This is a genomic window from Methanosarcina sp. WH1, assembly GCF_000970005.1.
GTDB lineage: Archaea > Halobacteriota > Methanosarcinia > Methanosarcinales > Methanosarcinaceae > Methanosarcina.
In genome coordinates this window covers 3,269,828-3,291,814 of the sequence record NZ_CP009504.1, presented here as the reverse complement: position 1 = coordinate 3,291,814, position 21,987 = coordinate 3,269,828, and the positions used below count along the sequence as shown (strand labels likewise).

General features: G+C 41.4%; 18 protein-coding genes and 4 pseudogenes. 8 read left to right on the top strand and 14 right to left on the bottom strand.

Features of this window, described 5'->3' with window-relative positions:
- Positions 1-27: 27 nt before the first annotated feature.
- Complete coding sequence (locus tag MSWH1_RS14455; protein ID WP_048129649.1) at positions 28-222, bottom strand: hypothetical protein; 195 nt, start codon at positions 220-222, stop codon at positions 28-30.
- 436 nt (positions 223-658) lie between these two features.
- Here MSWH1_RS14455 and MSWH1_RS14450 point away from each other — a divergent pair, with 436 nt between their 5' ends.
- Positions 659-1,492, top strand: a complete 834-nt coding sequence (locus MSWH1_RS14450) for a winged helix-turn-helix domain-containing protein (protein ID WP_231585423.1) — start codon at positions 659-661, stop codon at positions 1,490-1,492.
- Positions 1,493-1,863: 371 nt separating this feature from the next.
- Here MSWH1_RS14450 and MSWH1_RS14445 read toward each other — a convergent pair whose 3' ends face one another.
- The 13 genes and pseudogenes from MSWH1_RS14445 to MSWH1_RS14390 all read right to left on the bottom strand — a co-directional run bounded on the left by MSWH1_RS14445 (position 1,864) and on the right by MSWH1_RS14390 (position 17,281).
- Positions 1,864-2,316 carry a hypothetical protein gene (locus MSWH1_RS14445; RefSeq protein WP_048129647.1) on the bottom strand — a complete coding sequence of 151 codons (453 nt, stop codon included), beginning with the start codon at positions 2,314-2,316 and terminating at the stop codon, positions 1,864-1,866.
- A gap of 290 nt (positions 2,317-2,606) precedes the next feature.
- On the bottom strand, positions 2,607-3,785 hold the full coding sequence (locus tag MSWH1_RS14440; protein WP_048129644.1) for an outer membrane lipoprotein-sorting protein: 1,179 nt from the start codon (positions 3,783-3,785) through the stop codon (positions 2,607-2,609).
- 71 nt (positions 3,786-3,856) lie between these two features.
- Positions 3,857-4,369 carry a hypothetical protein gene (locus tag MSWH1_RS14435; protein WP_048129642.1) on the bottom strand — a complete coding sequence of 171 codons (513 nt, stop codon included), beginning with the start codon at positions 4,367-4,369 and terminating at the stop codon, positions 3,857-3,859.
- 204 nt (positions 4,370-4,573) lie between these two features.
- Entirely contained in the window at positions 4,574-6,754 is a 2,181-nt protein-coding gene (locus MSWH1_RS14430) for a DUF3160 domain-containing protein (RefSeq protein ID WP_082088261.1), read from the bottom strand.
- Between the two features lie 645 nt (positions 6,755-7,399).
- A pseudogene (locus MSWH1_RS19370) lies at positions 7,400-7,578 on the bottom strand (chorismate synthase); the annotation flags it as partial.
- Positions 7,575-7,878, bottom strand: a pseudogene (locus MSWH1_RS19365) (radical SAM protein); the annotation flags it as partial. The pseudogenes MSWH1_RS19370 and MSWH1_RS19365, both read right to left, overlap by 4 nt.
- A 490-nt stretch (positions 7,879-8,368) precedes the next feature.
- A complete protein-coding gene (locus MSWH1_RS14420; protein ID WP_156148201.1) occupies positions 8,369-8,788 on the bottom strand; it encodes a hypothetical protein in 420 nt (139 codons plus the stop codon).
- Positions 8,789-8,839: 51 nt separating this feature from the next.
- Positions 8,840-9,949, bottom strand: a complete 1,110-nt coding sequence (locus MSWH1_RS17650; RefSeq protein WP_052722717.1) for a M12 family metallo-peptidase — start codon at positions 9,947-9,949, stop codon at positions 8,840-8,842.
- 568 nt (positions 9,950-10,517) lie between these two features.
- Positions 10,518-12,755 (bottom strand): DUF3160 domain-containing protein, encoded by a 2,238-nt coding sequence (locus MSWH1_RS14410; RefSeq protein WP_082088260.1) that lies wholly within the window; start codon positions 12,753-12,755, stop codon positions 10,518-10,520.
- A 642-nt stretch (positions 12,756-13,397) separates the two neighbouring features.
- Entirely contained in the window at positions 13,398-14,495 is a 1,098-nt protein-coding gene (gene aroC, locus MSWH1_RS14405) for a chorismate synthase (protein ID WP_048129630.1), read from the bottom strand.
- A 5-nt stretch (positions 14,496-14,500) separates the two neighbouring features.
- The gene (locus MSWH1_RS14400; RefSeq protein ID WP_048129627.1) at positions 14,501-15,391 is read right to left on the bottom strand and encodes a cation diffusion facilitator family transporter; all 891 of its coding nucleotides are present in this window, start codon (positions 15,389-15,391) and stop codon (positions 14,501-14,503) included.
- Between the two features lie 436 nt (positions 15,392-15,827).
- Positions 15,828-16,571, bottom strand: coding sequence for a 3,4-dihydroxy-2-butanone-4-phosphate synthase (ribB, locus tag MSWH1_RS14395; protein ID WP_048129625.1), 744 nt, complete (start codon positions 16,569-16,571; stop codon positions 15,828-15,830).
- Positions 16,568-17,281, bottom strand: a complete 714-nt coding sequence (locus MSWH1_RS14390; protein ID WP_048130612.1) for a winged helix-turn-helix domain-containing protein/riboflavin kinase — start codon at positions 17,279-17,281, stop codon at positions 16,568-16,570. Before MSWH1_RS14390 ends, ribB begins: the two co-directional genes overlap by 4 nt.
- Before the next feature lie 414 nt (positions 17,282-17,695).
- Between MSWH1_RS14390 and MSWH1_RS14385 the strand changes: the two genes are divergently transcribed.
- The 7 genes and pseudogenes from MSWH1_RS14385 to MSWH1_RS14360 all read left to right on the top strand — a co-directional run bounded on the left by MSWH1_RS14385 (position 17,696) and on the right by MSWH1_RS14360 (position 21,846).
- On the top strand, positions 17,696-18,334 hold the full coding sequence (locus MSWH1_RS14385; RefSeq protein ID WP_048129621.1) for an HVO_0476 family zinc finger protein: 639 nt from the start codon (positions 17,696-17,698) through the stop codon (positions 18,332-18,334).
- Positions 18,309-19,031 carry a protein-L-isoaspartate O-methyltransferase gene (locus MSWH1_RS14380; protein ID WP_369798537.1) on the top strand — a complete coding sequence of 241 codons (723 nt, stop codon included), beginning with the start codon at positions 18,309-18,311 and terminating at the stop codon, positions 19,029-19,031. The genes MSWH1_RS14385 and MSWH1_RS14380 overlap by 26 nt, the downstream gene beginning before the upstream one ends.
- Positions 19,032-19,198: 167 nt before the next feature.
- Positions 19,199-19,474, top strand: a pseudogene (locus MSWH1_RS20970) (hypothetical protein).
- A 67-nt stretch (positions 19,475-19,541) separates the two neighbouring features.
- Positions 19,542-19,631, top strand: a pseudogene (locus MSWH1_RS20965) (protein-L-isoaspartate O-methyltransferase); the annotation flags it as partial.
- A 243-nt stretch (positions 19,632-19,874) separates the two neighbouring features.
- A complete protein-coding gene (locus MSWH1_RS14375) occupies positions 19,875-20,339 on the top strand; it encodes a bifunctional nuclease family protein (protein WP_048129619.1) in 465 nt (154 codons plus the stop codon).
- 472 nt (positions 20,340-20,811) lie between these two features.
- On the top strand, positions 20,812-21,633 hold the full coding sequence (gene hisF / locus MSWH1_RS14365) for an imidazole glycerol phosphate synthase subunit HisF (RefSeq protein WP_048129615.1): 822 nt from the start codon (positions 20,812-20,814) through the stop codon (positions 21,631-21,633).
- The gene (locus MSWH1_RS14360) at positions 21,634-21,846 is read left to right on the top strand and encodes a MazG nucleotide pyrophosphohydrolase domain-containing protein (protein WP_048129613.1); all 213 of its coding nucleotides are present in this window, start codon (positions 21,634-21,636) and stop codon (positions 21,844-21,846) included.
- Positions 21,847-21,987 lie beyond the last annotated feature (141 nt).

Sequence of the window (21,987 nt, the reverse complement as noted above, 5' to 3'; positions counted from 1 at the left end):
GAATGAGAAAGATGATCCAGCATCACTTCATGTATCTGCCGCATCTCTTACACACTGTTTATAGTCGCTTGGAAAATCCGTACTAAATCGCCAGTCAGCTGTTCCAGAAGTCCACTTGCAATCATTGTATTCGTAAGCATTAGCAACTGGAAATAAAGCTGTTAACACGATAAGTATAACTGTTAGCCTGAAAATTTTGCCCAGTTCTTTACTTTTTTTCATTTAATCTCACCTCTATATTTTATTCCCGAGGCAGAATCAAGCAAGCCTTAAGTACTCTCAAAGCTAACATCGTCACGCCTCAGGGCATGTGAAGTTCAAATGTGCTCTGGAAAGTTTGTTTGAACTTCACATTCAAAAATCTCTCTTAATCTTCTCCTATACATTTATTACGGTGATGAATTATTCATCAGTCTGATTAATATTCATTAAACAGATTCTCTTTTTCATCAAAAATAACAAAATTTCAGAGCTCTAGCTGACGTCTGAAATTCGACCCACTTTTAACAAATAATCTGGAGATTCTTTTCGTCACTAAGCCATAAAATTAATAAAAACAATAACAACATGCATATCCCAACAAAAGAATAGAATATATTATGTCAAAACAATTTAATAAGAAAGTGAGGAAAAAAATCTGTAGATGCGGCGACAAGAAATGAATAGCTTCGAAATTTATAAGAAGATGGATGATGACGTTCAGGCAATATATAGATCAAGACTTCTAACAGAGATACTTCTATCATTAAACGAGGGCAGCAAAAAGCTTTCCCAGCTGCGTGAAATTACCGGAAGCACGTCTCAGGCAATAATCCCAAAGCTCAGGAAACTCGAAGCGGATCATCTGATTGAAACAAAAGAACATGAGTATTTCCTGACATCAGCAGGAAAAATTGTAGCTTCAGGGATAGACGACTCTTTTGTAACATTTTGGACAATTAATAAATTTAAACATTTCTGGTTGAGACATTACCTCGAAGGAATTCCCAGTCCTTTGTTAAAAGAAATCGGATGTCTTTACGAGTCCGAAGTCATCATGGATAAAGGTATGAAGATCCTTAATGTCTACAACAATCAGTTAAAAATGCTTAAAGAAGCAGATCATATATACGGTATATCGTCCGTAGTAACCGAAGGGTATGCTGATTCTATCTCTGAAAGAGTGAAAGAAGGAATCCCTATTGAGCTTATAGTTCCTTTTCATGTTGCAGGAGAATTGAAGCTATCACCTTACGTAGAAAAACTAGCCGCACTGAAAGATTATGAAAACTTCAAATTAATGGTCATGGATGAAGATATTAAAGTTGGGCTCATTGTTACAGATAAACGCCTTTCGTTCCCGGAGATTACCAGGCCGGTTATTTCTACATTATCTGATGTAACGTGGATTACTGGTTGGGAAGAGATGCTCGGATTTATAATTACATCTTCCGGGTTGAGAGAAATAGAACTGATTTTTAATTGTTTATCGATAGTAAGAGTTTCCGAATAGTTTCCTTTGTAGATCAGGATTGAATCATTTTCCTGTGCAAAGTTTATTGCTTCCTGTATAGAAGAAAAATTACTATTGCCGTTATTTGCGTCCACCGTAATTGTAATAGCAGATGCGCAGTTGATTGAAAAAATAATCAGCAATATGGTAAATAAATTTTTGAGTTCCATACTTATCAGCCTCATTGCGCAAGTAATACCCGATTCCAAAATTACCTGACAAATCAATGCTTAGCTTTCCATGAGTTCAACAGGTTATACGGTAATTATCCCTATAGACATATGTTAAGTGGAGTTGGAGACCGTTTGAGTAGAGTAAAGGAAGGTCAAAAGTTATAATGTAAATAACATGCCAAAACTATTCTGTTATTCCTAGAAATCTGAAATTTCATATAGATCCTTTCTCATTAAAAAATAAATGGAAATTACTGTAATGTATCCGCCGGCTATATTGAGAGAATAAGGGATAGTAATTCTAAATGAGAAAGTAATTATTGCTATTAAGAGCCACAGAATAAAGCCTATTAATGTGCTTTTCATACCGATGATGTCACGACTTTTTTCAATTCTACTTATATTCTTACTATACAATAAATAGTGTCCAAAAATCAAAAAAAATAAAATAAGACCTGCCCCAAGCCATTGATCTACTTGACCCCAATATTGAGCCCTGGTCATTTCGTTGCCATTTACGAATATCGTTTCTGAAAAAAATAACATTTTAATACCAGATATAAATATGAGCCAAGAATAAAATAATACAACTCCAAATAAAACTCCGACTACTTCCTGAGTTTTAGTTAGAACCGAGGTCATATTTTTCATACAATAAACCTCTCAATAATTCAATTTGAGTTTCTATGTTTGAACTCCATAAACTACTTTTAGTTAATTCTTTATAAGTTTTCTTACCAGCGTATTCAACAATCAAATTGCATGTAATAGTTATGATTATATTTTTTAATATCAACACATAAAGATAGGAATAATTGTTTTATTATTCGGCCAGAAAGATTATATGATCTTAAATACTGCCAGTACTTTTTTACAACAAAAAAGAATGTGAAGTCTGTAACCCCAACTTTTATTTTATTCGTTCTAAAATTTCTCGGATATCAGGAGAAGGATTCGGCAATATTAAGCAGCTCCCCTTTATCTAAAGAAGAAATAATAGTAATTTCGAGTTCCCCATCTTGCCAGGTCAGAGATTTCATATTTCCTTCAAATACCGAAGAAATCGTACCGGACTTGTTATTGACCAGAAAAGGCTCTCCTTCACTTTCAAAATCCTGAGTTTCAGGAAAACTCTGTTCAGAAATGCTTTCTACAATACGTATTTCGTCTTCCCCATTAGTATATACCAGAGTGAACTTTTCACGAGGGTATCCTGCAAAAATGCTGAAGCCGCTATGGAGAAAAGTGGAATAAGGAGTATCGATACCGGAAGATGCCGTTGAATAATTAAATTCATAGCCTTCCGGGAGATATTCAGGGATAAGTATTTCGAAATCAGTAAGTTGTTTTGCTTCTTCAAGCGTCATTTTTTCAGGTTCATTTTTAAAGTCTTCCGGCTTCAATACCTTTACCTGTGCCCCATCAGGAATTTTAAACTCAAATTCAGAATCCGGAATTCCCGTATTCAATTTCAGGTCCTGAATTTTCATGTCAAGATAAACATTTCCTTTGCTGTCATATAGTTCATACCCGAGAAGCATCCGGTTTTCGCTGTCGACCCATATTCTTGATTTCGATTGAAGTGATTCATTATTCTCAGAAGGTGTGAGCTCAAGCAAATATACGCGTTCCCCATCTATTTTTTCGGTCCCGAGGAGGGAAGGGGACCTCCCACTAAGGATGAAACCGTTCAAAAAACCAGCGTAAACATCAGGCTCAAAAAGTTTCAAACCATCAAACTCATCAGAAGTTTCCGCTTTGAAAACAGTCTCGGATTCGGAACTGTAAATCCATTGGAAATCTCCATCAGAGACCATAATTATTTTCGTATCATTATCCGGACCTAAAAGAATCATTTTCATTAAATCAGGCTTTTTCCAGACAACTTCATATATTTCCGGATTCTGCCCTCTTAAACTTGAATTTACATACATTGTGAAAGAATAGTCTTCAAGACTATCCATTTTCATCTGCATGTTAGATACGACTTCTTCACCGTCGGGCCGTATGTCAGATGTAATCCATTCACCACCGGATTTCCCCCCACAACCTGAAATAAAAATGGATAGGGATATCAGGAACAGCATGAGCAGAAAATGTCTTTTGGATTTAGTCTTCATATAGAGTTCTCCACAGGTTATTTAATTAACAAACGGATTTGCATTATAATGTCAGATCATGTAAGGTCATGTCAGGGGATGAGCTCAGATCCCACTACTTCAGCTTCTGCAGTCCATTCAGGCAATTCATCCACCTTTTCAATATATTTCACTGTTTTATTCGGTGTGTCAATATTTATCATGTAAAATTCTCCGCCGGTCATTTTCGAATAAGTGGATATTACAGGCCCATTCAGGGAATCAGCTTCCATGTAAAGATCTTCCAGGGAATCGGACGGTCCGATGGTTTTTAATGTACCGTTTTGCAGCTCAACAGTTACTTCGTGAATATACCAGCCGTTAATCCGGATATATACTACGGATTCCCCTGTTTCATTGAAGATTCCAACTTCATAGGTACAGTTCCCTTTTGTCAGGTTTTGAAAATCACTATCATTCACGTATATTTTTCTTAAGATTTCCGATCCGGGCTCTCTGTTAATCCCTCCGTAGTTATCAACGTCATTCATACGCAGGGGCAAATTTCCGGAGCCGTAGAGGGATAAAAGAAAAATTGCAGAGAGAAAACCAAGAATCACCAGCATAAACCATTTACTTCCGTCCAGAATTATTCCTCCCGGACCATCAATGTCTATAAATATTTTGGATCTTATTTAGAATTTTAGAGTTATAGAGCTCTGGATGTTACTGCTAGAGCTCTGGATGTTACTGCTTTTTTCCAGGCTACGCAAGCATATCCATGAAAGAAAAATGAAGGGAAAAAGATAACCTATTCAGAATAGCATCTTTTACCCCCTAAAGGAACTTATCCACTCCGGTCTTTCAGGAGGGTTATTATTCAGCATCAATCTCCATTCTTCATCAGTCAGCCTTTCCCCTGAGGGCTGCCAGAACTCATAATAACTCATTACAGGGCCTGCTCCAAGTACGATCCTGCCGTCAGGCTGTTTATAAGCTACAACCATCAGATCCAGTTTTCCGGTCCCTTCTTCCAAGACATTTCCTCCAGGACCTGTATAAACATCCGCAACCAGTGTGGACATCTGGGACTTTATATCCACATTCTCAAGCATTGGAGATATATTCTGATCAAAATTCCTGATAAACTCGTACTCTTCCTCTGTCAGCTCTTTGTTTTCAAGCTCTTTAATCGAGATATTCAACAGCCTTTCAAGAGTGTGTTCAAGAGTTGTAAAGTCTTTATCCGACTGCTCATCAAGCACTTCCATATCATTTAACCCGGCATGTGCCATTTTGGTAAGGGCAAGCATCCGGGCATAGAATTCAGGAACCGGTTCCACATATCCCTCTACAGGTTTTTCATCCTGAATTTGGAGAGTGCCCAGGAAGTAGGTCTGCTTTGCATAGAGTATAGTATCGTGCCTGAGCTCGGCCCAGGAAGCAAGGGCGGCATTAATCTGTTTATCTTCCCAAACTTCGGTCTGCATGAATGTGGGATAACCATCAGGATAGCTTACGAGGAGAGGCTTTAAGGCGTACAGTTGAGCCCAGTAGAGGTTTTTATTCCAGTCCTCTTCATCAAAAGCCCCAAATTCGTTTTCCAGAGATAAGTGACGCGTTTTGTATTCTGCATTTTCGGAAACCCCCATATTTTTAAGGTGTTCCGTGGCTCTTTCAGAACCGAGAAGATCCATGACATTCAGGGCAGGGAAACCAAGCATCTGGAAGATATAGGAATCAGGGGTATAGCGCTGACCCATGAGCCTGAAACCCTTTGTGGCATCAAGAGTTTTGTTTTCAGTTTCGGAGCCTGCCTGAATTATTTCCCCTGTTCCGCCGTAGATTTTCGGACTTTCATATATTTCCAGCTCGGTTTTCAGTTCTGCCAGGCTTTCGTTGTCGAAACTCACTCCATATCTATTATCCCCAAAGACGGTATCCAGGGCTTTTGCATATTCATAAGGCCCGAGGTCGTCGGAATAACCGACATAAAAAGCCGTCACCTCGTAAATCCTGTCCCACCAGTCCCTGAGCTCCTTATCCCTGTCAAAATGGTCAGAAATTAAAAAGGCCTGAATAGTCTGAATTTTCGCTTCCTGTTCCGGGTCTTCTGCAGAAATCATGTCAGGTTGGAGCAACATACTCATTCTGCCATGCCACATCATGGCCTTGAAGTAGTTCTGCAGTTTCTCAGAGCGAGTGTAATGTCCCCGTGGGGTGTACTGAGAGTAATCTTCCGCATATTTGAAAATAGGAGATGTTCCTCCTTCCTGCGAGTCTATAAAGTGCAGTTCAGCCTCTACATCGGTTTTTACAAATGAGGGGACTTCGACACTGTATTGTTTTGCTTCCTGAGAATCGAAGAGTATGATTTCCCCCGAATCTTCCCGTGATTGCCCTATCTGGTAAGATTCCGGTTCAAGAAGCTTCAAAGCCACTGCAAAGTATGCAACATTTCTTCTTGCAGCTTCCTTTTCTCGCCCTGAGGCACTGTCATAATCCTCTATGGAAGCATCAAGGAGAGCTTTGTCAAGTTTCCAGAGCTCGTCGAAAAATTCCTCAGATTCTGCCCTTTTTAGCGTCTCATCAAACTGGATATGATAAAGGTGAAGAAGAGAATCCGATGTGATGAAAATAGGAACATCAGCCACTTTCAGGTCTTTATATGTAGAATTTACAAGCGTATTCCCTGCCCCAGGCAGATTTTCGATAGCCGGATTTTCAATTACAACAAATCCATTTTTGTACAGTAAATCTCTGCTTTCGTTCGTCAGGGGAATTTTTTGGATGAAATCGTCATAATTTGCAATTTCTGAAGCCTTTAGAGGCAGAGAATAAGTGGGAACTTCGGCCTCGAACTGCAAGTTTTCTTTCCTGTAATATCCGGAAAAGGAGCTTTCCTTTTTAAGTTCAAGAGTATTGCTCTTGTCAGAGAAATTCTCTGCAGGAGCGGTTTTTATGGAATCATTAAATAAATCGCTCTGATCATCTGTTTGATTATCTGTCATTTCTTCCAGGCCGGTTTCTTTGACTGGTTTACTGCTGCTGTCAATGCAGCCGGAACCAGAAATAAGTGTTATCGCCAACAGGAAGATAACTATCAATGCCCTTATTTTCAAGTCAAATCCCTCATATTTTGATTTAAGAAAGCAAATTAAGGAAAAATTAAAAAAATTAAAGTTTCCCGGGAGACAGAAACAGGCAAACCCCGATGACTCTCAAAGCTAACGTAATTATGCCTTTGGGAACATGGAGTCCAGAGAATCCTGGAAAGTACATTTGAACTCCATAAACTACTTTTAATTACCTTTATATAAGTTTTCTAGCCAGACCATCAAACTGACAGGTTTCATACTCTTTTCGAGTCTGTAATTATTTCCTGATCTTGGATTGTTTGAGACTTTGCACAGAAAACTTATAAGACCATAGCTACAGCAAGTGTTTTCTACGGATAAACAAAAAAAGATCTCCACAAATCTACAGTTATCTACATCGAAATCCAAGCCAGTTTATCTGAAATCCAGATGACTACATGCCGGTTCATCTGTATTAAAGATTGAAAATTAAAGATTAAAAATAAGTAATTTGCGGCGGAGAACATTTTGATTGGAACGATTTTGGGAGAAGGAGCCGCAATTGTGCCTTATTTTCCCTTACTCCAGCAAAGTCCTGGGATTGATAAAGCCACTCCTCAGCATATGGTCGGCAAGCACAAGGGCAACCATGGCTTCGGCAACGGCACCATAGGCGGAGAAATTGTGAAATCGTGCCGCCCTTTGATAGCTATTTCGGTGTTTTCCCGGTTTGTAAGATCAACGGTTTGCTGAACTTTTCTAAAATATCGGGAGTTGGAAGGGTCCCATTTGTTGCAAGCCCTATCCTTAATCCAGCATCAGTCCCTTATCTGGCAATCTCAAAGACGTCCGGTCTCGTGAGATGCTCGCCTCCGCTCAGGATAAGGATGGGTTTTCCAAGCTCTACAATCTCATAAATGAAATGTAGATTCTTCGGTTGTAAGCTCACCTTCGGGAACCGAGGAGGTGGAAGCTCCCCTGCAGTGCACGCAGTTCAGGTTGCAGCCCGCAGTAAGTTCCCATGCGATAAGTCTTGGTGCGTTTGTCATGGTAATCAGAGATTAAGGGTTTCTTTTTTAATTGAATTCAGAGATTTTAATGGAAGTCAGAGGGAAATAAGATTTACAAATTAACGATAACCGAAAGTGGCGTCATATTTTATAGACAGAATATAAGTCAGAACCAATATTACTTAAAGTTAGTATAATTAAAACTTGAGAGGTCATATTAATAAAGTAATATTAATATTCTGCCATTTTAAACAGTGACCTGTAAAAATAAAGCCTGAAGTCAGGTATTTATCTGACTGAAGAATAAAAATTACATTTGGAGAGAAATTGATTGTCCTTCTTATACAATTGATACTTGAAACACCTGACTGATAATGTTAGGATTTACGCACTTGAGGTATAAAATCAAATGCAACATACGGTGTGATAAAAATAGTGTTTTAGACAGTTGGAGATTTAATGCCAATTATTTCTCAGTTCAACCGCGTAAGTACTAAATGTATAATATCAATCAAATGCAAATTGACCATATAAGCGGTCATACTACCGATACGCCAATAGAGATAGGATTTTCAGTATTATCTTCATACAGCATAATATCCGCCATTACCCATACCTGTAATCCGATTTGATGAGTGTTCGTAACATTGTTATCTAAATTAACCTTAAAAGTATAATTTTCCTCATTTCCTGGAGGGATGGACAATTGCAATAACAGCCATACTGGCTTTGACTGCGAGATCATAGCTTCAGGAGCCATTTCATATGTTTGTTTGAATACAGATTCATTATTGGAATCAAATATTTCAATTACAACTTCATGTTCATTGATATCGTTATTGTATATAGAAAAAAGAGGGAGGGGAGGCCCTATAAAAATATAAGGCATTGAAATAAGGCAGATTGCAATTAGCGTAACGATAGATACTACAACTAAAAGTACATCAGATTTTTTCATATCTTCCCTCACATTAGACATTAGAGATTTATGTTCTCAGTACTGAGTTTTTCAATTATCTATCCCATTGTGTACAGTATTTCCACAGGAAGTACACCAAACATCTGTACCTGCGTATGCATATGCATAATTCATTATGCAAGTAGGATGTAATGCGGAGTTTTGATCTGCTGCATCAAAATTATGGGAAACTTCATGCTGAACAATACTGTCATGCGGCCAATCCACGCCATCTGCAGTATCTGCACATATAGCGAAAGGTCCATAAGGTTGCGTATCGCACTTCCAAGCTCTACCGTTATTATCCATATTATGCGTCCAGCCAATTACCATATCATTTGCCGCGTCTCTTATCCAATTAGTGTCGTCTTTTAAATCAACAAGAGCAGACTGAGTGCTATCGTCCGGACTGACATCACTCGCATCCCAGTAATTCCAATACCAGTAAACATTAACCCCGATACCGAAATTTTCAAATCGATAAAGTCCATCGTGAGTAGCCTGAGTAATGGCTTCCGTCGGCCTGTGTCGTGAATCCGTTGCTACAAAAACGTATTCGTTTATGATTCCATTTATTGCATATGGGTTTACGCCGACAGATAATGTAGAGAGTAGAGTATTTCTTGTAAGATCCCCCATCTCTTTTTGCATTTCTGTTTCTGAAGCATCGGCTTCTAAAGTCAATATTCCACTCTCAACCAATTTATTTGCTTCTTCTTTGGGAAGAGCATAACCATTGACAACATCAATTTTAGGATTTGCCGGATCTACTCCATATTTTAGGATGTATTTTTCTCTGGCCCCATCTATTATGGCAAACATCTCTTCATGGCTTATTATCAGATCATAATCGTCTCCTTCTTTAAAACCTTCAGGAGGTTTGCCAGTCTCACTTGCTATAACTCTCAAGTTACTGTCCAAAATAGTTAATTCTAAGTAGTAAGGCAGTTCATTATTCGCAAAGTCCAAATCGTTTTCAGTTATATTGTATTTACTATAGAGATTTTTTAGTTCGGCTTCGGTATAGCTTATGCTATTCTCCGTTATAACTTTATTAGAATTTTCATCAATATGCCCACTTACTGCCGGCACAAACACCATGCTTACCAGCATCATTACAGCAAGTAATGCGCCGATCCCAAATTTTCTGTTTGCAATCATTCTTTTACCTCTTTACTTACTCCAGAGGCAGGATCAAGCAAGCCTTAAATATTCACAAAGCTAACACTAACCATGCCTCTGGGCACCATGGGGTTCAAATTTGCCGTAGGAAGTCCGTTTGAACCCCGTAAACTACTTTTAATCAGCTGCTTATAAGTTTTATGGCCATAGTCTCTAACAATCAAAATGAACGTTTAATTTATGAGTATCGTTTTCAGTAGTAAGACTTCATATGAAGAATTGTTTGATGATTAGCACAGAATGATTATATATGTCCATAGATACCGCAAGTATTTTTTTTCAAAATAAAGAGATAAGGAACCTGTGAGACTTTATACCCCTCTAAATTGAAATCCAAAATAACCAATCGAAAATCAGAACAGTAAATCCGGATATGGCAGATCGATAAAAATATGACAAATTATGCAGGTGGTGTCCATCTTAATAATCATGCTTCATAATTATACACATCAGGAATTAGATTCATCCTTTTTGTTGTATTATAATCAACAGACTCTTAAAAAGAAAAAAAATGGGTGAAAAGATAAGCTATTTAGAATAGCGTCTTTTACACCTTAAAAGACTCAACCCATTCCGGCCTTTCAGGAGGATTATTTTTCAGCATTTCCCTCCACTCTTCATCCGTCAACCTTTTTCCCGAGGGCTGCCAGAATTCATAATAACTCATTACAGGCCCTGCTCCGAGCACGATCCTGCCGTCAGGCTGTTTATACGCTACTACCATCAGGTCCAGTTTTCCGGTCCCTTCTTCCAGTACTCCGGCAGGAGAGGTGTAAACATCCGCGACCAGAGTGGACATCTGGGACTTGATATCTACGTTCTCAAGCATTGGAGCTATATTCTGGTCGAAATTCCTGATGAACTCGTACTCTTCATCCGTCAGCTCTTCGTTTTCAAGCTCTTTAATTGAGATTTCCAGCAGCCTTTCAAGGGTGTGTTCAAGAGTTGTAAAGTCTTTATCCGACTGCTCATCAAGCACTTCCATATCATTTAACCCGGTATGTGCCATTCTGGTAAGAGCAAGCATCCTGGCATAGAATTCAGGCACTGGCTCCACATATCCCTGAACAGGTATTTCTTCCAGATCATAGAACGCACCTACAAAGTAAGCCTGCTTCGCATAGAGAATAGTATCATGCCTGAGCTCGGTCCAGGAAGCAAGAGCCGCGTTCAGCTGTTTATCTTCCCAGGCTTCGGTCTGCATGAAAGTGGGATAGCCCTCTGGAGAACTTACCAGGAGGGGCTTTAAGGCATATAGTTGAGCCCAGTAAAGGTTTTTGTTCCAGTCTTCTTCATCAAAAGCTCCGAATTCATTTTCCAGAGACAAATGACGTTCTTTGTATTCTTCGTTTTCGGAAACCCCCATATTTTTAAGGTGTTCCGTGGCTCTTTCAGAACCGAGAAGATCCATGAGATTCAGGGCAGGGAAACCAAGCGTCTGGAAGATATAGGAATCAGGGGTATATCGTTGCCCCATAAACCTGAAACCCTTTGAAGCCTCAAGAGTTTTGCTTTCAGTTTCGCAGCCTGCCTGAATTATTTCACCTGTACCTCCATAGATTTTCGGACTTTCATATATTTCCAGCTCGGTTTTCAGTTCTGCCAGGCTTTCGTTGTCGAAACTCACTCCATCTATATTATCCCCAAAGACGGTATCCAGAGCTTTTGCATATTCATAAGGCCCGAGATCGTCGGAAAAACCGACATAAAGAGCTGTCACGTCGTAAATTCTATCCCATCTGTCCCGGAGGTTTTTGTCCCTATCAAAATGGTCAGAAATCAAAAGGGCCTGAATTGTCTGAATTCTGGACTCCTTTTCGGATTCTTCCGCAGCTGATTTTTCCGCAACTGATTCTTTTGCCATTGATTCTTCTGAAATGATCATGTCCGGCCGAAGGAGCATGCTCATTCTACCGTGCCACATCATGGCCTTAAAATAGTTAGTTAATTTCTCAGATGTTGTATAGTGCCCTCTTGGAATGTACTGAGAGTTATCTTCATAATACTTGAAAATAGGAGATATTCCTCCTTTTTGCGCTTCTATCAGGGCAAGTTCGGCTTCTACATCGGCTTTTACAAATGAAGGGATTTCTACACTGTATTGTTTCGCATTCTGTGGATCAAAGAGTATAGCTGTCCCTAAATATCTCTGTGATTGCTCTATCTGCTCAGGTTTCGGCTGGAGCAGGCTCAAAGCCACGGTGAAGTACGCAACATTTCTTCTTGCAGCTTCCGTTACTTCTTCAGAGGCTTTATCCTCTATCGACCTGCTATAATCCTCTATGGAGGCTTCAAGAAAAGCTTTGTCAAGTTTCCACAAATCGTCATAAAATTCCTCTTCTTCGACCCGCTTTAAGGTCTCATCAAACTGGATATGGTAAAGGTGAAGAAGAGAGTCCGACGTGATGAAAATAGGAATATCAGCCGATTTCAGGGCGCTGTAAGTCTCGTTTACTCTTACCGGCTCTGCCTCAAACAGGTTTCTAGCAGCTCTGCTTTCAATTACAACAAACCCGTTTTTGTACAGTAAGTCCCTGCTTTCGTTCTTCAGGGGAATTTTTTGGATGAAATCGTCATAATTTACAATTTCTGAAGCCTGTAGAGGTAAAGAATAAGTGGGAACTTCGGCCTCGAACTGCAAGTTTTCTTTCCTGTAATATCCGGAAAAGGAGCTTTCCTTTTCAAGTTCAAGAGTATTGCTCTTGTCAGAGAAATTCTCTGCAGGAGCGGTTTTTATGGAATAATTAAATGAATCGCTCTGATCATCTGTTTGATTATCTGTCATTTCTTCCAGGCCGGTTTCTTTGACTGGTTTACTGCTGCTGTCAATGCAGCCGGAACCAGAAATAAGTGTTATCGCCAGCAGGAAGATAACTATCAATGCACTTATTTTCAAGTCAAATCCCTCACATCTTGATTTAAGAAGGCAAATTAAGGAAAAATTAAAAAATTAAAGTTTCCCGGGAGACAGAACCAGGCAACCCCTGATGACTCTCAAAGCTAACGTAATCATGCCTTTGGGAACATGGAGTCCAGAGAATCCTGGAAAGTACATTTTAACTCCATAAACTACTTTTAATTATCTCTATATAAGTTTTCTAGCCAGATCGTCAAACTGACAGGTTTCATACTCTTTTCGAGTCTGTAATTATTTCCGGGTCTTAGATTGTTTGAGACTTTGCACAGAAAACTTATAAGACCATAGCTACAGCAAGTGTTTTCTACGGATAAACAAAAAAAGAATCTACACAACTCTACGGTTATCTACGTCGACATTCAAGCCAGTTTATCTGAATCCAGATGGCTACATGCCGATTATCTTTAATAAAAATTGAAAACGAAGTAATTTGAGGCTGTGGGGTGTTATAAATTGGAATGGATTTTGGGGGAGAGATGCCGCAATTTCACTTTGTCGTTGTACTTTCCTTTACTCCAGCAAAGTCCTGGGATTGATAAAGCCACTCCTCAGCATATGGTCGGCAAGCACGAGGGCAACCATGGCTTCGGCAACCGGCACCATGCGCGGAGGAATCGTGGGATCGTGCCGTCCTTTAATCGCTATTTCGGCATTTTCTTGAGTTATGAGGTCAACGGTTTGCTGAAGTTTACTTATGGAAGGGGTGGGCTTTACTGCTACACGGCAGACGATGTCCAGGCCCGATGAAATCCCTCCGAGGATGCCGCCTGCGTTATTGCTCGAACAGGTTATTTTTTCCCCCTCCATGCAGAAGGAATCGTTCATTTCACTTCCGCACATTCGGGCGGCCTCAAATCCTGCTCCGATTTCAAAGCCTTTGACTGCGGGGATGCTCACAAGAGCCTTTGCAAGATCTGCATCCAGCCTGTCAAATACAGGTTCTCCAAGGCCTGCAGGCACGCCTTTTACAATAAGCTCGACAATTCCGCCGACACTGTCTCCTTCCTGCCGCAGGGCTGCGACTTTTTCAAGCATTTTTTCAGCAGCTTCAAGATCGGCACAGCGCACAGGGGTTTTTTCCACGTTTTCAAGGATTTCATCAAAAGAAAGTGTTTTTGCCCTGATCCCGCCAAGTTCGAGCACATGCCCGGCAATCCGGATTCCGTAATGGGAAAGTAAGAGCTTTGCAAGAGCCCCGCCTGCAACCCTGCCTATTGTTTCGCGGGCTGAAGACCTGCCTCCCCCGCGGTGGTCTCTTATTCCATAGCGGGCCATGTATGTAAAATCGGCATGTCCGGGGCGGGGAGTGTTTTTAATAGCATCATAAGAAGAAGACCTGGCGTCAGAATTCCAGACCAGCATGGAAATGGGAGTGCCTGTGCTCATGCCTTCGAAAATTCCTGAAAGAATCTCCACCCTGTCAGCTTCGCTTCTTGGAGTGGAAACTTCACTCTGTCCAGGGCGCCGGCGGTCCAGTTCCTTCTGGATGTCAGCTTCGGAGAAAGGAAGACCCGCGGGCAACCCGTCAACCACAACACCGACAGCCCTGCCGTGGGACTCACCCCAGGTCGTGATTTGAAACATCTGCCCGAAAACGTTTCCAGCCATGCATCTTAACTGGTTTTTTTGCTATTTGATCCTTGGGGTAAAGCGGGTTCCAGGTGCACAACCACATCGGAAACGTCTTTATATTCAGCCTTCAGTGTTTTGCTTACCCTGTGGGCGATAATGTGTGCATCTTCAAGAGGCATATCAGGCTGCAAAAGCAAATGCATATCTATCCGGATATCGCCCATGCCTCCACGAGTCCGGATTTTGTGGCAGCCCAGAACCCCATCAACTCCCATAACAAGGTTGCAGATCTCATCTTCTTCAAGCCTGGACATGTCAAGCAGAACCCTTGAGCTCTCCTTCATAATCCTGAACCCGGCCCTGAAGATAAGGAAAGAGATCAGAAGAGCTATTGCAGGGTCAAGAAGGGGAAACCCTGCCTTTATCGCAACCAGGCTTACTATTACCGAGAAAGATACATAGATATCGCTTTTAGTGTGCATGGAGTCTGCAATCAGTACCTGACTCCTCAGGGCTACCCCTTTACTTTGTTCGTAGCGAGTGACCAGGTAGTTTATGCCCATTGTCCCGAGCATAATGATAAAGCTCAGGGCTGTTACCTCGGGAGCGCTCTGTACAAGAAAACGGTCCAGAGAATTCCGGAAGATCTCAAAACCGACAAACAGAAGCAAGACAGCTATAATAATCGAAGCAACTGTCTCGTATTTCTGGCGGCCATAAGGATGTTCCTTGTCAGGGGGACGGGATGCAATAAAAATACCCACAAGCCCCACAATATTGGATACCCCGTCAAAAAGGGAATGATAACCGTCCGCGGTCATGCTTAAGGTGCCGGTTAAGGTCCCATAAATGATTTTAGCAAAAGCTACGGCAAGGTTCAGGAAAAGTACAAGGACAAGAACTTGCTGGACTTTTTTGAACCTATGTATCATCAGATGGCACCCTATACGTGAACTGCAAACACAGGAATAAGGAACGACATACATTAAAAACTATACGTAGCCGGAAGATACTGTTATTGGATACTGTTATTGTATAGTAACTTATGTTTTATATTATAATATTCTACTGTCCTTAAAAAGTGCCGATCGTCCACGGTCAAACAGTTGATATTTTGGTGCTCTATTTTTCCAGTGTGGTTGAAGATTGATCCTTAATTTGATTGAAGCCGATCGGTAAGGCCTCACATGACGTCTATAATGAAATGTTGAAAGATGCAGGCTGCCCTATAGACACATTAACCAGTTAGCTATGGACCGCCAGCGTTCAAATAATAGATAAAGTAAATAATTAAAAAAGAATTCAAAAGTAGAAATGAAATTGTAGGTGAAAAAGAAAGGGCAAAAGAGGGAAATAAAAAAAGGTATTTCAGCACTCTGAGCCTATCCATAGTTTGTAGGCTTCAACTATTTCCTGTCCCTCAAGGAAGACCAGCCCGTGTTCTTCGCCGTACTCTTTTGACTTTGCTTTTGAGAGGGCTTTCCCGCTCTCATCATCCAGCATCTCACAGACAACCATTGCAGGGGTGATGCCGGCCATGCGGGCAAGTGCAACTGAAAGTTCGGTCTGGCCCATGCGCTCATCGAGGAGCCCTTCGGCAGCCCTGAGGAGAGCAACATGCCCTGGAGTTCGGAACTCGTTTCCAAAACGGACTCCATTTCCGGAAAGGGAGTTTTCCGTGATTTCCCCGATTTTCCGGATTGTAAGGGCCCTTTCAAGATCAGGGATACCTGTCCTGGTGTCTCTGTGGTTGACCCAGATGGAAAAAGAGGAATGTAAATCGTACTTAAGGTCCCCGTCTTTCTCAACAACTTCTCCGAGGGATTCGCTGGTTTTGCTGGCTTCCCGAACAAGGTCCGCCATAAAAGGCAGCTTGAGCTGGTTTGACGCCACAGGATCCACTGCCACACAAATAAGTCCTCCTGCGTCTTTCCGCATCCACCTGACATCTGTGTAAGTGGCAGCTTTTGCAGGGATCACAAGATCTGTTTCTCCTTCCCTGGAGTCCGAGTCATAGATCTGAATCATTTTTCCATCACGCAGGGCTTCCAGTGCCCTGTTGATGTTCTCATTCTTGTACTTCAGACATTCGTATACCGTGCTCTCGCTCATTCCTGTCCCTCCATACCCTGCTTTTTTACCCGTGTCACAATTCTATCTCCATCTTTCAATTTCAGGGCATCCCTGAGTTTTACCGGTGCAATAATCTCAATTAAATCCGAGGGGTAGTGCGTCCTGTCAGGGACGACCACAGCAGCTTCTATGCCCCCTACTCTGAGAGGATAACAATTCCCGCCTCCGAAGGTGCGCTCTCCATCATTGAAACCTTCTATCCGGACAGCGGGCATTTCTAGTAGCCTGTTTCGAAGAGCCGAGCTGTTTTCCGAAAGTTGCACGTTCAGAGTACCCGGGAAAGGTACAAAATGCAGTTTTTCTTCAAATTGCTTCCTGTATCCTGGGATATTTATATAGTACTGGCCTTCACCAAGGCCTTTAAGCACATTTCCTTCGAGTTCCAGAGTATCAGGTGCTGAGGAAAAGATCCTGCTGTATTCAACGTATTCGTTCTTTAGGATTTCAATCCCTTTTTCTGTCATTTTTATCAACTGGCCACCGGGAACTATCTTCCTTTCAATTAACCGTTCTTCTTCCATCTGCTTTAGCTTTCTTGCTGCGGTTTTAGAGCTGTCCCCCGTATGCTTGTGAAACTCACTCGAAGAGACCTTGATAGTTTTGTTTACTGCTCCTCTGAGAGCAAGCTTCTTCAGGTATTCAATGTCCGGCACTGTCGGCACCCTTATTGCCTTAATTTTGAGATGCATCTCAATAATGAGATGTAAGACTACGCATTTTAGTATAATAAAACTTTTGATATTAAGCAAGGATATAAAAAAAAGGAAGCAGTGCCCCCAACAAAAACATAATAAGTTTTAGAAAATAAATAATTAGAATAAAGAGAATTAGAAAACAAACCTGTTATGATACAGCATATCAATATCGAATGTCCCTCATATTCGCCTGAGGAGAAGGTCTCGCGCATAAAAGGATAACAACGTTCCATGCTAGGGGCTCAAATTCAGGAGCCATTTGCTTTTTTCACTCTTTTTATCTGTCTCTCTAATTTATTTTTATTTGGGTTTTTTGCCCTGACTTCTCCTGCAGGACACCTTCGGAAAAAAAAACATCACCGGAGAAGTTAAGTATTTAGTATTTTGAATCCATGTACTGATTAGACCATGATAAGAGAAATTGATATTGAGTGCCCCTCCTGTTCCCCGCAAGAGGAAGTCGGGCATGAGGTTCTGAAAGAAGGACAGAGCCCGCTAGTCCGCTGTATGAAGTGCGGTCAGGTGCATCCTGCGAAGATAAAAACCCCAAAAAACGTCAGCTTAAGAGTCATTGTAAGCAAGATGGAAGTTTCAAATACCTTCAAAACCGAGCTGGATTCCGAGACTGTGCTTCAGATAGATGATGAGCTGGTTGTTGACGATGAAGAATCGGGAATGGTATGCCCTATCCTGATTACCTCAATTGAAGCAGGAGGAAAACGTGTCAATGCAGGTATTGCAGAAGAAATAGAAACTGTGTGGGGAAGGGCAATTGATGAAATAACTGTAAAATTCTCCGCACAGGAAGGAACTGAAAAAACGGAAGTAATAGAAAAACGCGTTCCCGGAGACTATGAATTTGTAGTGGGAGCAGAAGAGAAAGTTGGAAACACCAGGCTTTTTATCACCAAAATCAAGGTAAGGGACGGGCTTTTCAGGTCAAGGAAAGGCGATGTTGTACTTGCAAAATATGTAAAACGCATATTTGCCAGAAAGGGAAGAAGAGAAAGGTTAGGTCAGAGTGGGAGCAGAAGAGGACCGTGGTAAAAAAGACCACAGCGAAAAAAAGGGAGTGAAAAAACAGGAAGTAGATCAGGAAGAACTGCATAAACTCGAAGAGATGCGAGAGCGTCTCATAAGAGGGCTTGAGATCCATGGAACGGAAAAAAAAGTCCTCAAAGCCATGCTTAGGGTCCCAAGGCATATATTTGTCCCGGAATACGCGAAAAAGGGGGCTTACATTGACACCCCTCTGGATATCGGCTTCGGGCAAACAATCTCTGCCCCTCATATGGTTGCTATCATGTGTGATCTCCTTGAGCTTTCAGAGGGATTAAAGGTCCTGGAAATAGGGACGGGGTCAGGATATAATGCAGCGGTAATGGGGGAACTTGTAGGAAGGAGTGGGTATGTATACACTGTGGAGCGCATAGAACCCCTTGTGAATTTTGCAAGGGAGAACCTGAAAAAAGCCGGCTACGAAAACGTTATCGTATTGCTTGAAGACGGATCTGTGGGCTATTCCAGTTATGCTCCTTATGACAGGATAGTTGTAACATGCGCAGCTCCCAGCATTCCTGTGCCTCTGCTGGAGCAGTTGAAACCCGGAGGAATAATGGTAATTCCTGTGGGGGAATATGCCCAGGAGCTTATCAGAATTAAAAAAGATAACGAAGGCAATATACATAAAGAGAGAAGAGGGGGAGTTGTTTTCGTACCTTTGATAGGCAAATACGGGTTTTAAAATTATTGCCAGAAAGAATAGAGGGTTTTTCTGGTCTACGCGATTTCTGAAAAGGACTATTTTAAGGATAACAGGGGAAGAAAGAAGAAAATGAATTCAAAGAGCTTCGCAAGCTCCTTGTAGAAGGGCTTGAAGGTATCGTACGTGAAAAAAAAGTGCTTAAGGCTATGCTCCGTGTTCCCAGGCACAGGTTTGTTCCGGAATATGAGCAAAAGGCAGCTTATACGGACAGACTTCTATAAATCAGCCACGGACAAACAATATCTGCTCCTCATGTGGTTGCTATTATGTGTGAAATCCTGGAGCTGTCTGAGGGGTAGAAAGTCCTGGAAATTGGGGCAGGTTCCGGATATACTGCTGCAGTGATGGCAGAACTCATAGAAAAAACCGGATGTATATACACTATGGAATGCATAAAACATTTTACAAATTTTGTAAGATAGCACCTGGAGGAAAACAGGGTATGATAATGTTACAGTATTACTTGAGAACAGATCAGTAGGTTATCCCCGGTATGCACCTTATGACAGGATAGCTGTAACATGTGCAGCTCCCTATATCCCTAAGACTCTGCTGGAACAGTTGAAGCCCGGGGCATAATGGTAATTCCTGTAGGGAATTATTTCCTGGAATTTTTTAAAATATGTCAATGGAAATATACGTAAGAAAAGGAAAGGTGAGGTTACTTTCATGCCCATGCTCGGTAAACATGGATTCCCAATAAATTGAGAATGCGAATATCTGGCATTAGAAAAAAGTCTGAAGCAAGGTTATTAGCATCTTCTTTAATAATTTACAAAAAATTAAATAAGGTATTAATATATGTGAAATTAACTACTGGATATGGACATCGATAATTACGAGGATTTTGAGGAAATTCATGTCAAAGATGTCTATATAGTCGATGTTTTCAGTGACCCTACCCCGGTTGTACTCCTTGAAAATTTAAAAGGTGAGATGCTTCCTATATATATTGGCCATCTGGAAGCCCTTTCAATAGGAAACGTGCTTAAAAATATCTCCCCACCTCGCCCGATGGCTCATGACCTCATGGTTAATATTTTTGATCGCATGGAAATAAAGGTCGAGGGTGTAATGATAGATGATAAGGTGGATAAAGTCTATTATGCCCGCCTCCTGATCAGAAAAGACAATAATATAATGCAGTTTGATGCCAGACCAAGTGACTGTATTGCCCTTGCCCTCAGGGTGGGAGCCCCGATCAGAATTAGAAAGGAAGTGCTGGAATGTTCCGAAATAGAGATGTCCAGACTTGAAGGCGCCCGCGTGATGAATATTTTTGGCTGACTCGCCCGAATTGCGCTTTGGGATCGCAGGAAATCGGAGATTTTTTTCGCTGCGCTCAAGAGGACTATTTGATGGGTTTTGGCATTTCAAATCTGTTTTCTGCTTTTTTTGAATGGCTTTCAGATCAGCTGATGGAGACATTTATATTCTACATGAATTGGAAAAACATTTTCGGGGTAATGGAATGTATTCACTCTATCCCGGGGTTACTTCTTTCAAAATCCATATATTTTAATTGTGGTGTCGGCTTTTGGATCACTTTTTATCTGGGTAACAGCAGGCCCATACCTATTGTGGTGCAGGGAGAGAAAAACGAAAGATCTTTTCCCCGGGCTCTGGAATAGATTAATCAATTAATGAGGGACCACCTGATTATTCCATCTCTGCTTATTCTAATAGCCTGCTGCCCTCAGGACTTTTCCCGCTTAATTTCAATAAGCTTTTAATAACAGTTAACTTCATTATCCCTTAGATGCTCACCAAAAGAATCATACCATGCCTTGATGTGACCCTTGACAGGGCAGGCGGCTGTGTAGTCAAGGGTGTGGAGTTTGTGGACCTGAAAGAGGCCGGAGACCCTGTAGAACTTGCCAAGCGTTATAATGAAGACGGCGCGGATGAACTTGTTTTCCTGGACATTACAGCTTCAGCTCACGGCAGGGAAACAATGATCGATGTGATCGAAAGAACTGCAGATGAGGTTTTTATTCCCCTCACGGTGGGAGGTGGGATCAGTTCGATTGACGCTATCCGCCAGATCCTTAGAGCAGGCGCTGATAAGGTCTCGGTCAACACTTCGGCAGTAAAGAATCCTGATTTTATCAAGGAGTCCTCTGATATATTCGGGGCCCAGTGTATTGTAACTGCGATTGACTGCAGGCGAAATACCGACATAAAGAACAATCCCGGAAAAACCATCTTGGAACTTGAAGATGGAACCCCGGCCTGGTATGAATTGGTAATTTACGGAGGCAGGGAGGCTACGGGGATTGATGCCGTGCAGTGGGCAAGAAGAGCAGAAGAACTGGGTTCAGGAGAAATCCTGCTTACAAGTATGGACCGGGACGGGACCTGCGCTGGCTACGATCTTCCCATTACAAGAAAACTCTCTGAAGAACTGGATGTACCCATCATCGCCTCTGGCGGAGTTGGAAACCCGCAACACATCTACGAAGGTTTTTCCGAAGGAAAAGCTGATGCAGCCCTTGCAGCAAGTATTTTCCACTTCTCTGAATATTCAATACGGGAAGTAAAAGAGTACCTGAGAGAGCGGGAAATCCCTGTAAGGCTCTAAATGCCGGAAAAAGGTAGTAGGACATCTTATCCAGGTGCTGAAGCTATTCGCAGAGAAGAGCCCCAAAATATAGGGGAAGAACTTGCGGACGGCTTTGCCTGGATGGGAGCTCTTGCCAATCTCTACGGAGTCGATCTTGAAGAGGCATTCCTTAAAAAGTGTCCCAGCGTCTGTTTTACCTGCAGGCAAAAGCCCTGCGTCTGCACTGACTGAGAATGCATAAGTGCAAAATGGTGTTTTGGTCAAGCAGAAGAACTTTCATTTAGAATCCTTGTTTTATATATTCACTTCCAGATATATTGAGATACTTTTTTATTTATTAGAGACAATCTCTTATTCGTAATTTTATCTGGA

Coding starts and splice junctions, on each gene's coding strand:
- MSWH1_RS14455 (WP_048129649.1), bottom strand. CDS start 222: ATGAAAAAAAGTAAAGAACTGGGCAAAATTTTCAGGCTAACAGTTATA.
- MSWH1_RS14450 (WP_231585423.1), top strand. CDS start 659: ATGAATAGCTTCGAAATTTATAAGAAGATGGATGATGACGTTCAGGCA.
- MSWH1_RS14445 (WP_048129647.1), bottom strand. CDS start 2,316: ATGAAAAATATGACCTCGGTTCTAACTAAAACTCAGGAAGTAGTCGGA.
- MSWH1_RS14440 (WP_048129644.1), bottom strand. CDS start 3,785: ATGAAGACTAAATCCAAAAGACATTTTCTGCTCATGCTGTTCCTGATA.
- MSWH1_RS14435 (WP_048129642.1), bottom strand. CDS start 4,369: ATGCTGGTGATTCTTGGTTTTCTCTCTGCAATTTTTCTTTTATCCCTC.
- MSWH1_RS14430 (WP_082088261.1), bottom strand. CDS start 6,754: ATGACAGATAATCAAACAGATGATCAGAGCGATTTATTTAATGATTCC.
- MSWH1_RS14420 (WP_156148201.1), bottom strand. CDS start 8,788: ATGAAAAAATCTGATGTACTTTTAGTTGTAGTATCTATCGTTACGCTA.
- MSWH1_RS17650 (WP_052722717.1), bottom strand. CDS start 9,949: ATGATTGCAAACAGAAAATTTGGGATCGGCGCATTACTTGCTGTAATG.
- MSWH1_RS14410 (WP_082088260.1), bottom strand. CDS start 12,755: ATGACAGATAATCAAACAGATGATCAGAGCGATTCATTTAATTATTCC.
- aroC (WP_048129630.1), bottom strand. CDS start 14,495: ATGGCTGGAAACGTTTTCGGGCAGATGTTTCAAATCACGACCTGGGGT.
- MSWH1_RS14400 (WP_048129627.1), bottom strand. CDS start 15,391: ATGATACATAGGTTCAAAAAAGTCCAGCAAGTTCTTGTCCTTGTACTT.
- ribB (WP_048129625.1), bottom strand. CDS start 16,571: ATGAGCGAGAGCACGGTATACGAATGTCTGAAGTACAAGAATGAGAAC.
- MSWH1_RS14390 (WP_048130612.1), bottom strand. CDS start 17,281: ATGCATCTCAAAATTAAGGCAATAAGGGTGCCGACAGTGCCGGACATT.
- MSWH1_RS14385 (WP_048129621.1), top strand. CDS start 17,696: ATGATAAGAGAAATTGATATTGAGTGCCCCTCCTGTTCCCCGCAAGAG.
- MSWH1_RS14375 (WP_048129619.1), top strand. CDS start 19,875: ATGGACATCGATAATTACGAGGATTTTGAGGAAATTCATGTCAAAGAT.
- hisF (WP_048129615.1), top strand. CDS start 20,812: ATGCTCACCAAAAGAATCATACCATGCCTTGATGTGACCCTTGACAGG.
- MSWH1_RS14360 (WP_048129613.1), top strand. CDS start 21,634: ATGCCGGAAAAAGGTAGTAGGACATCTTATCCAGGTGCTGAAGCTATT.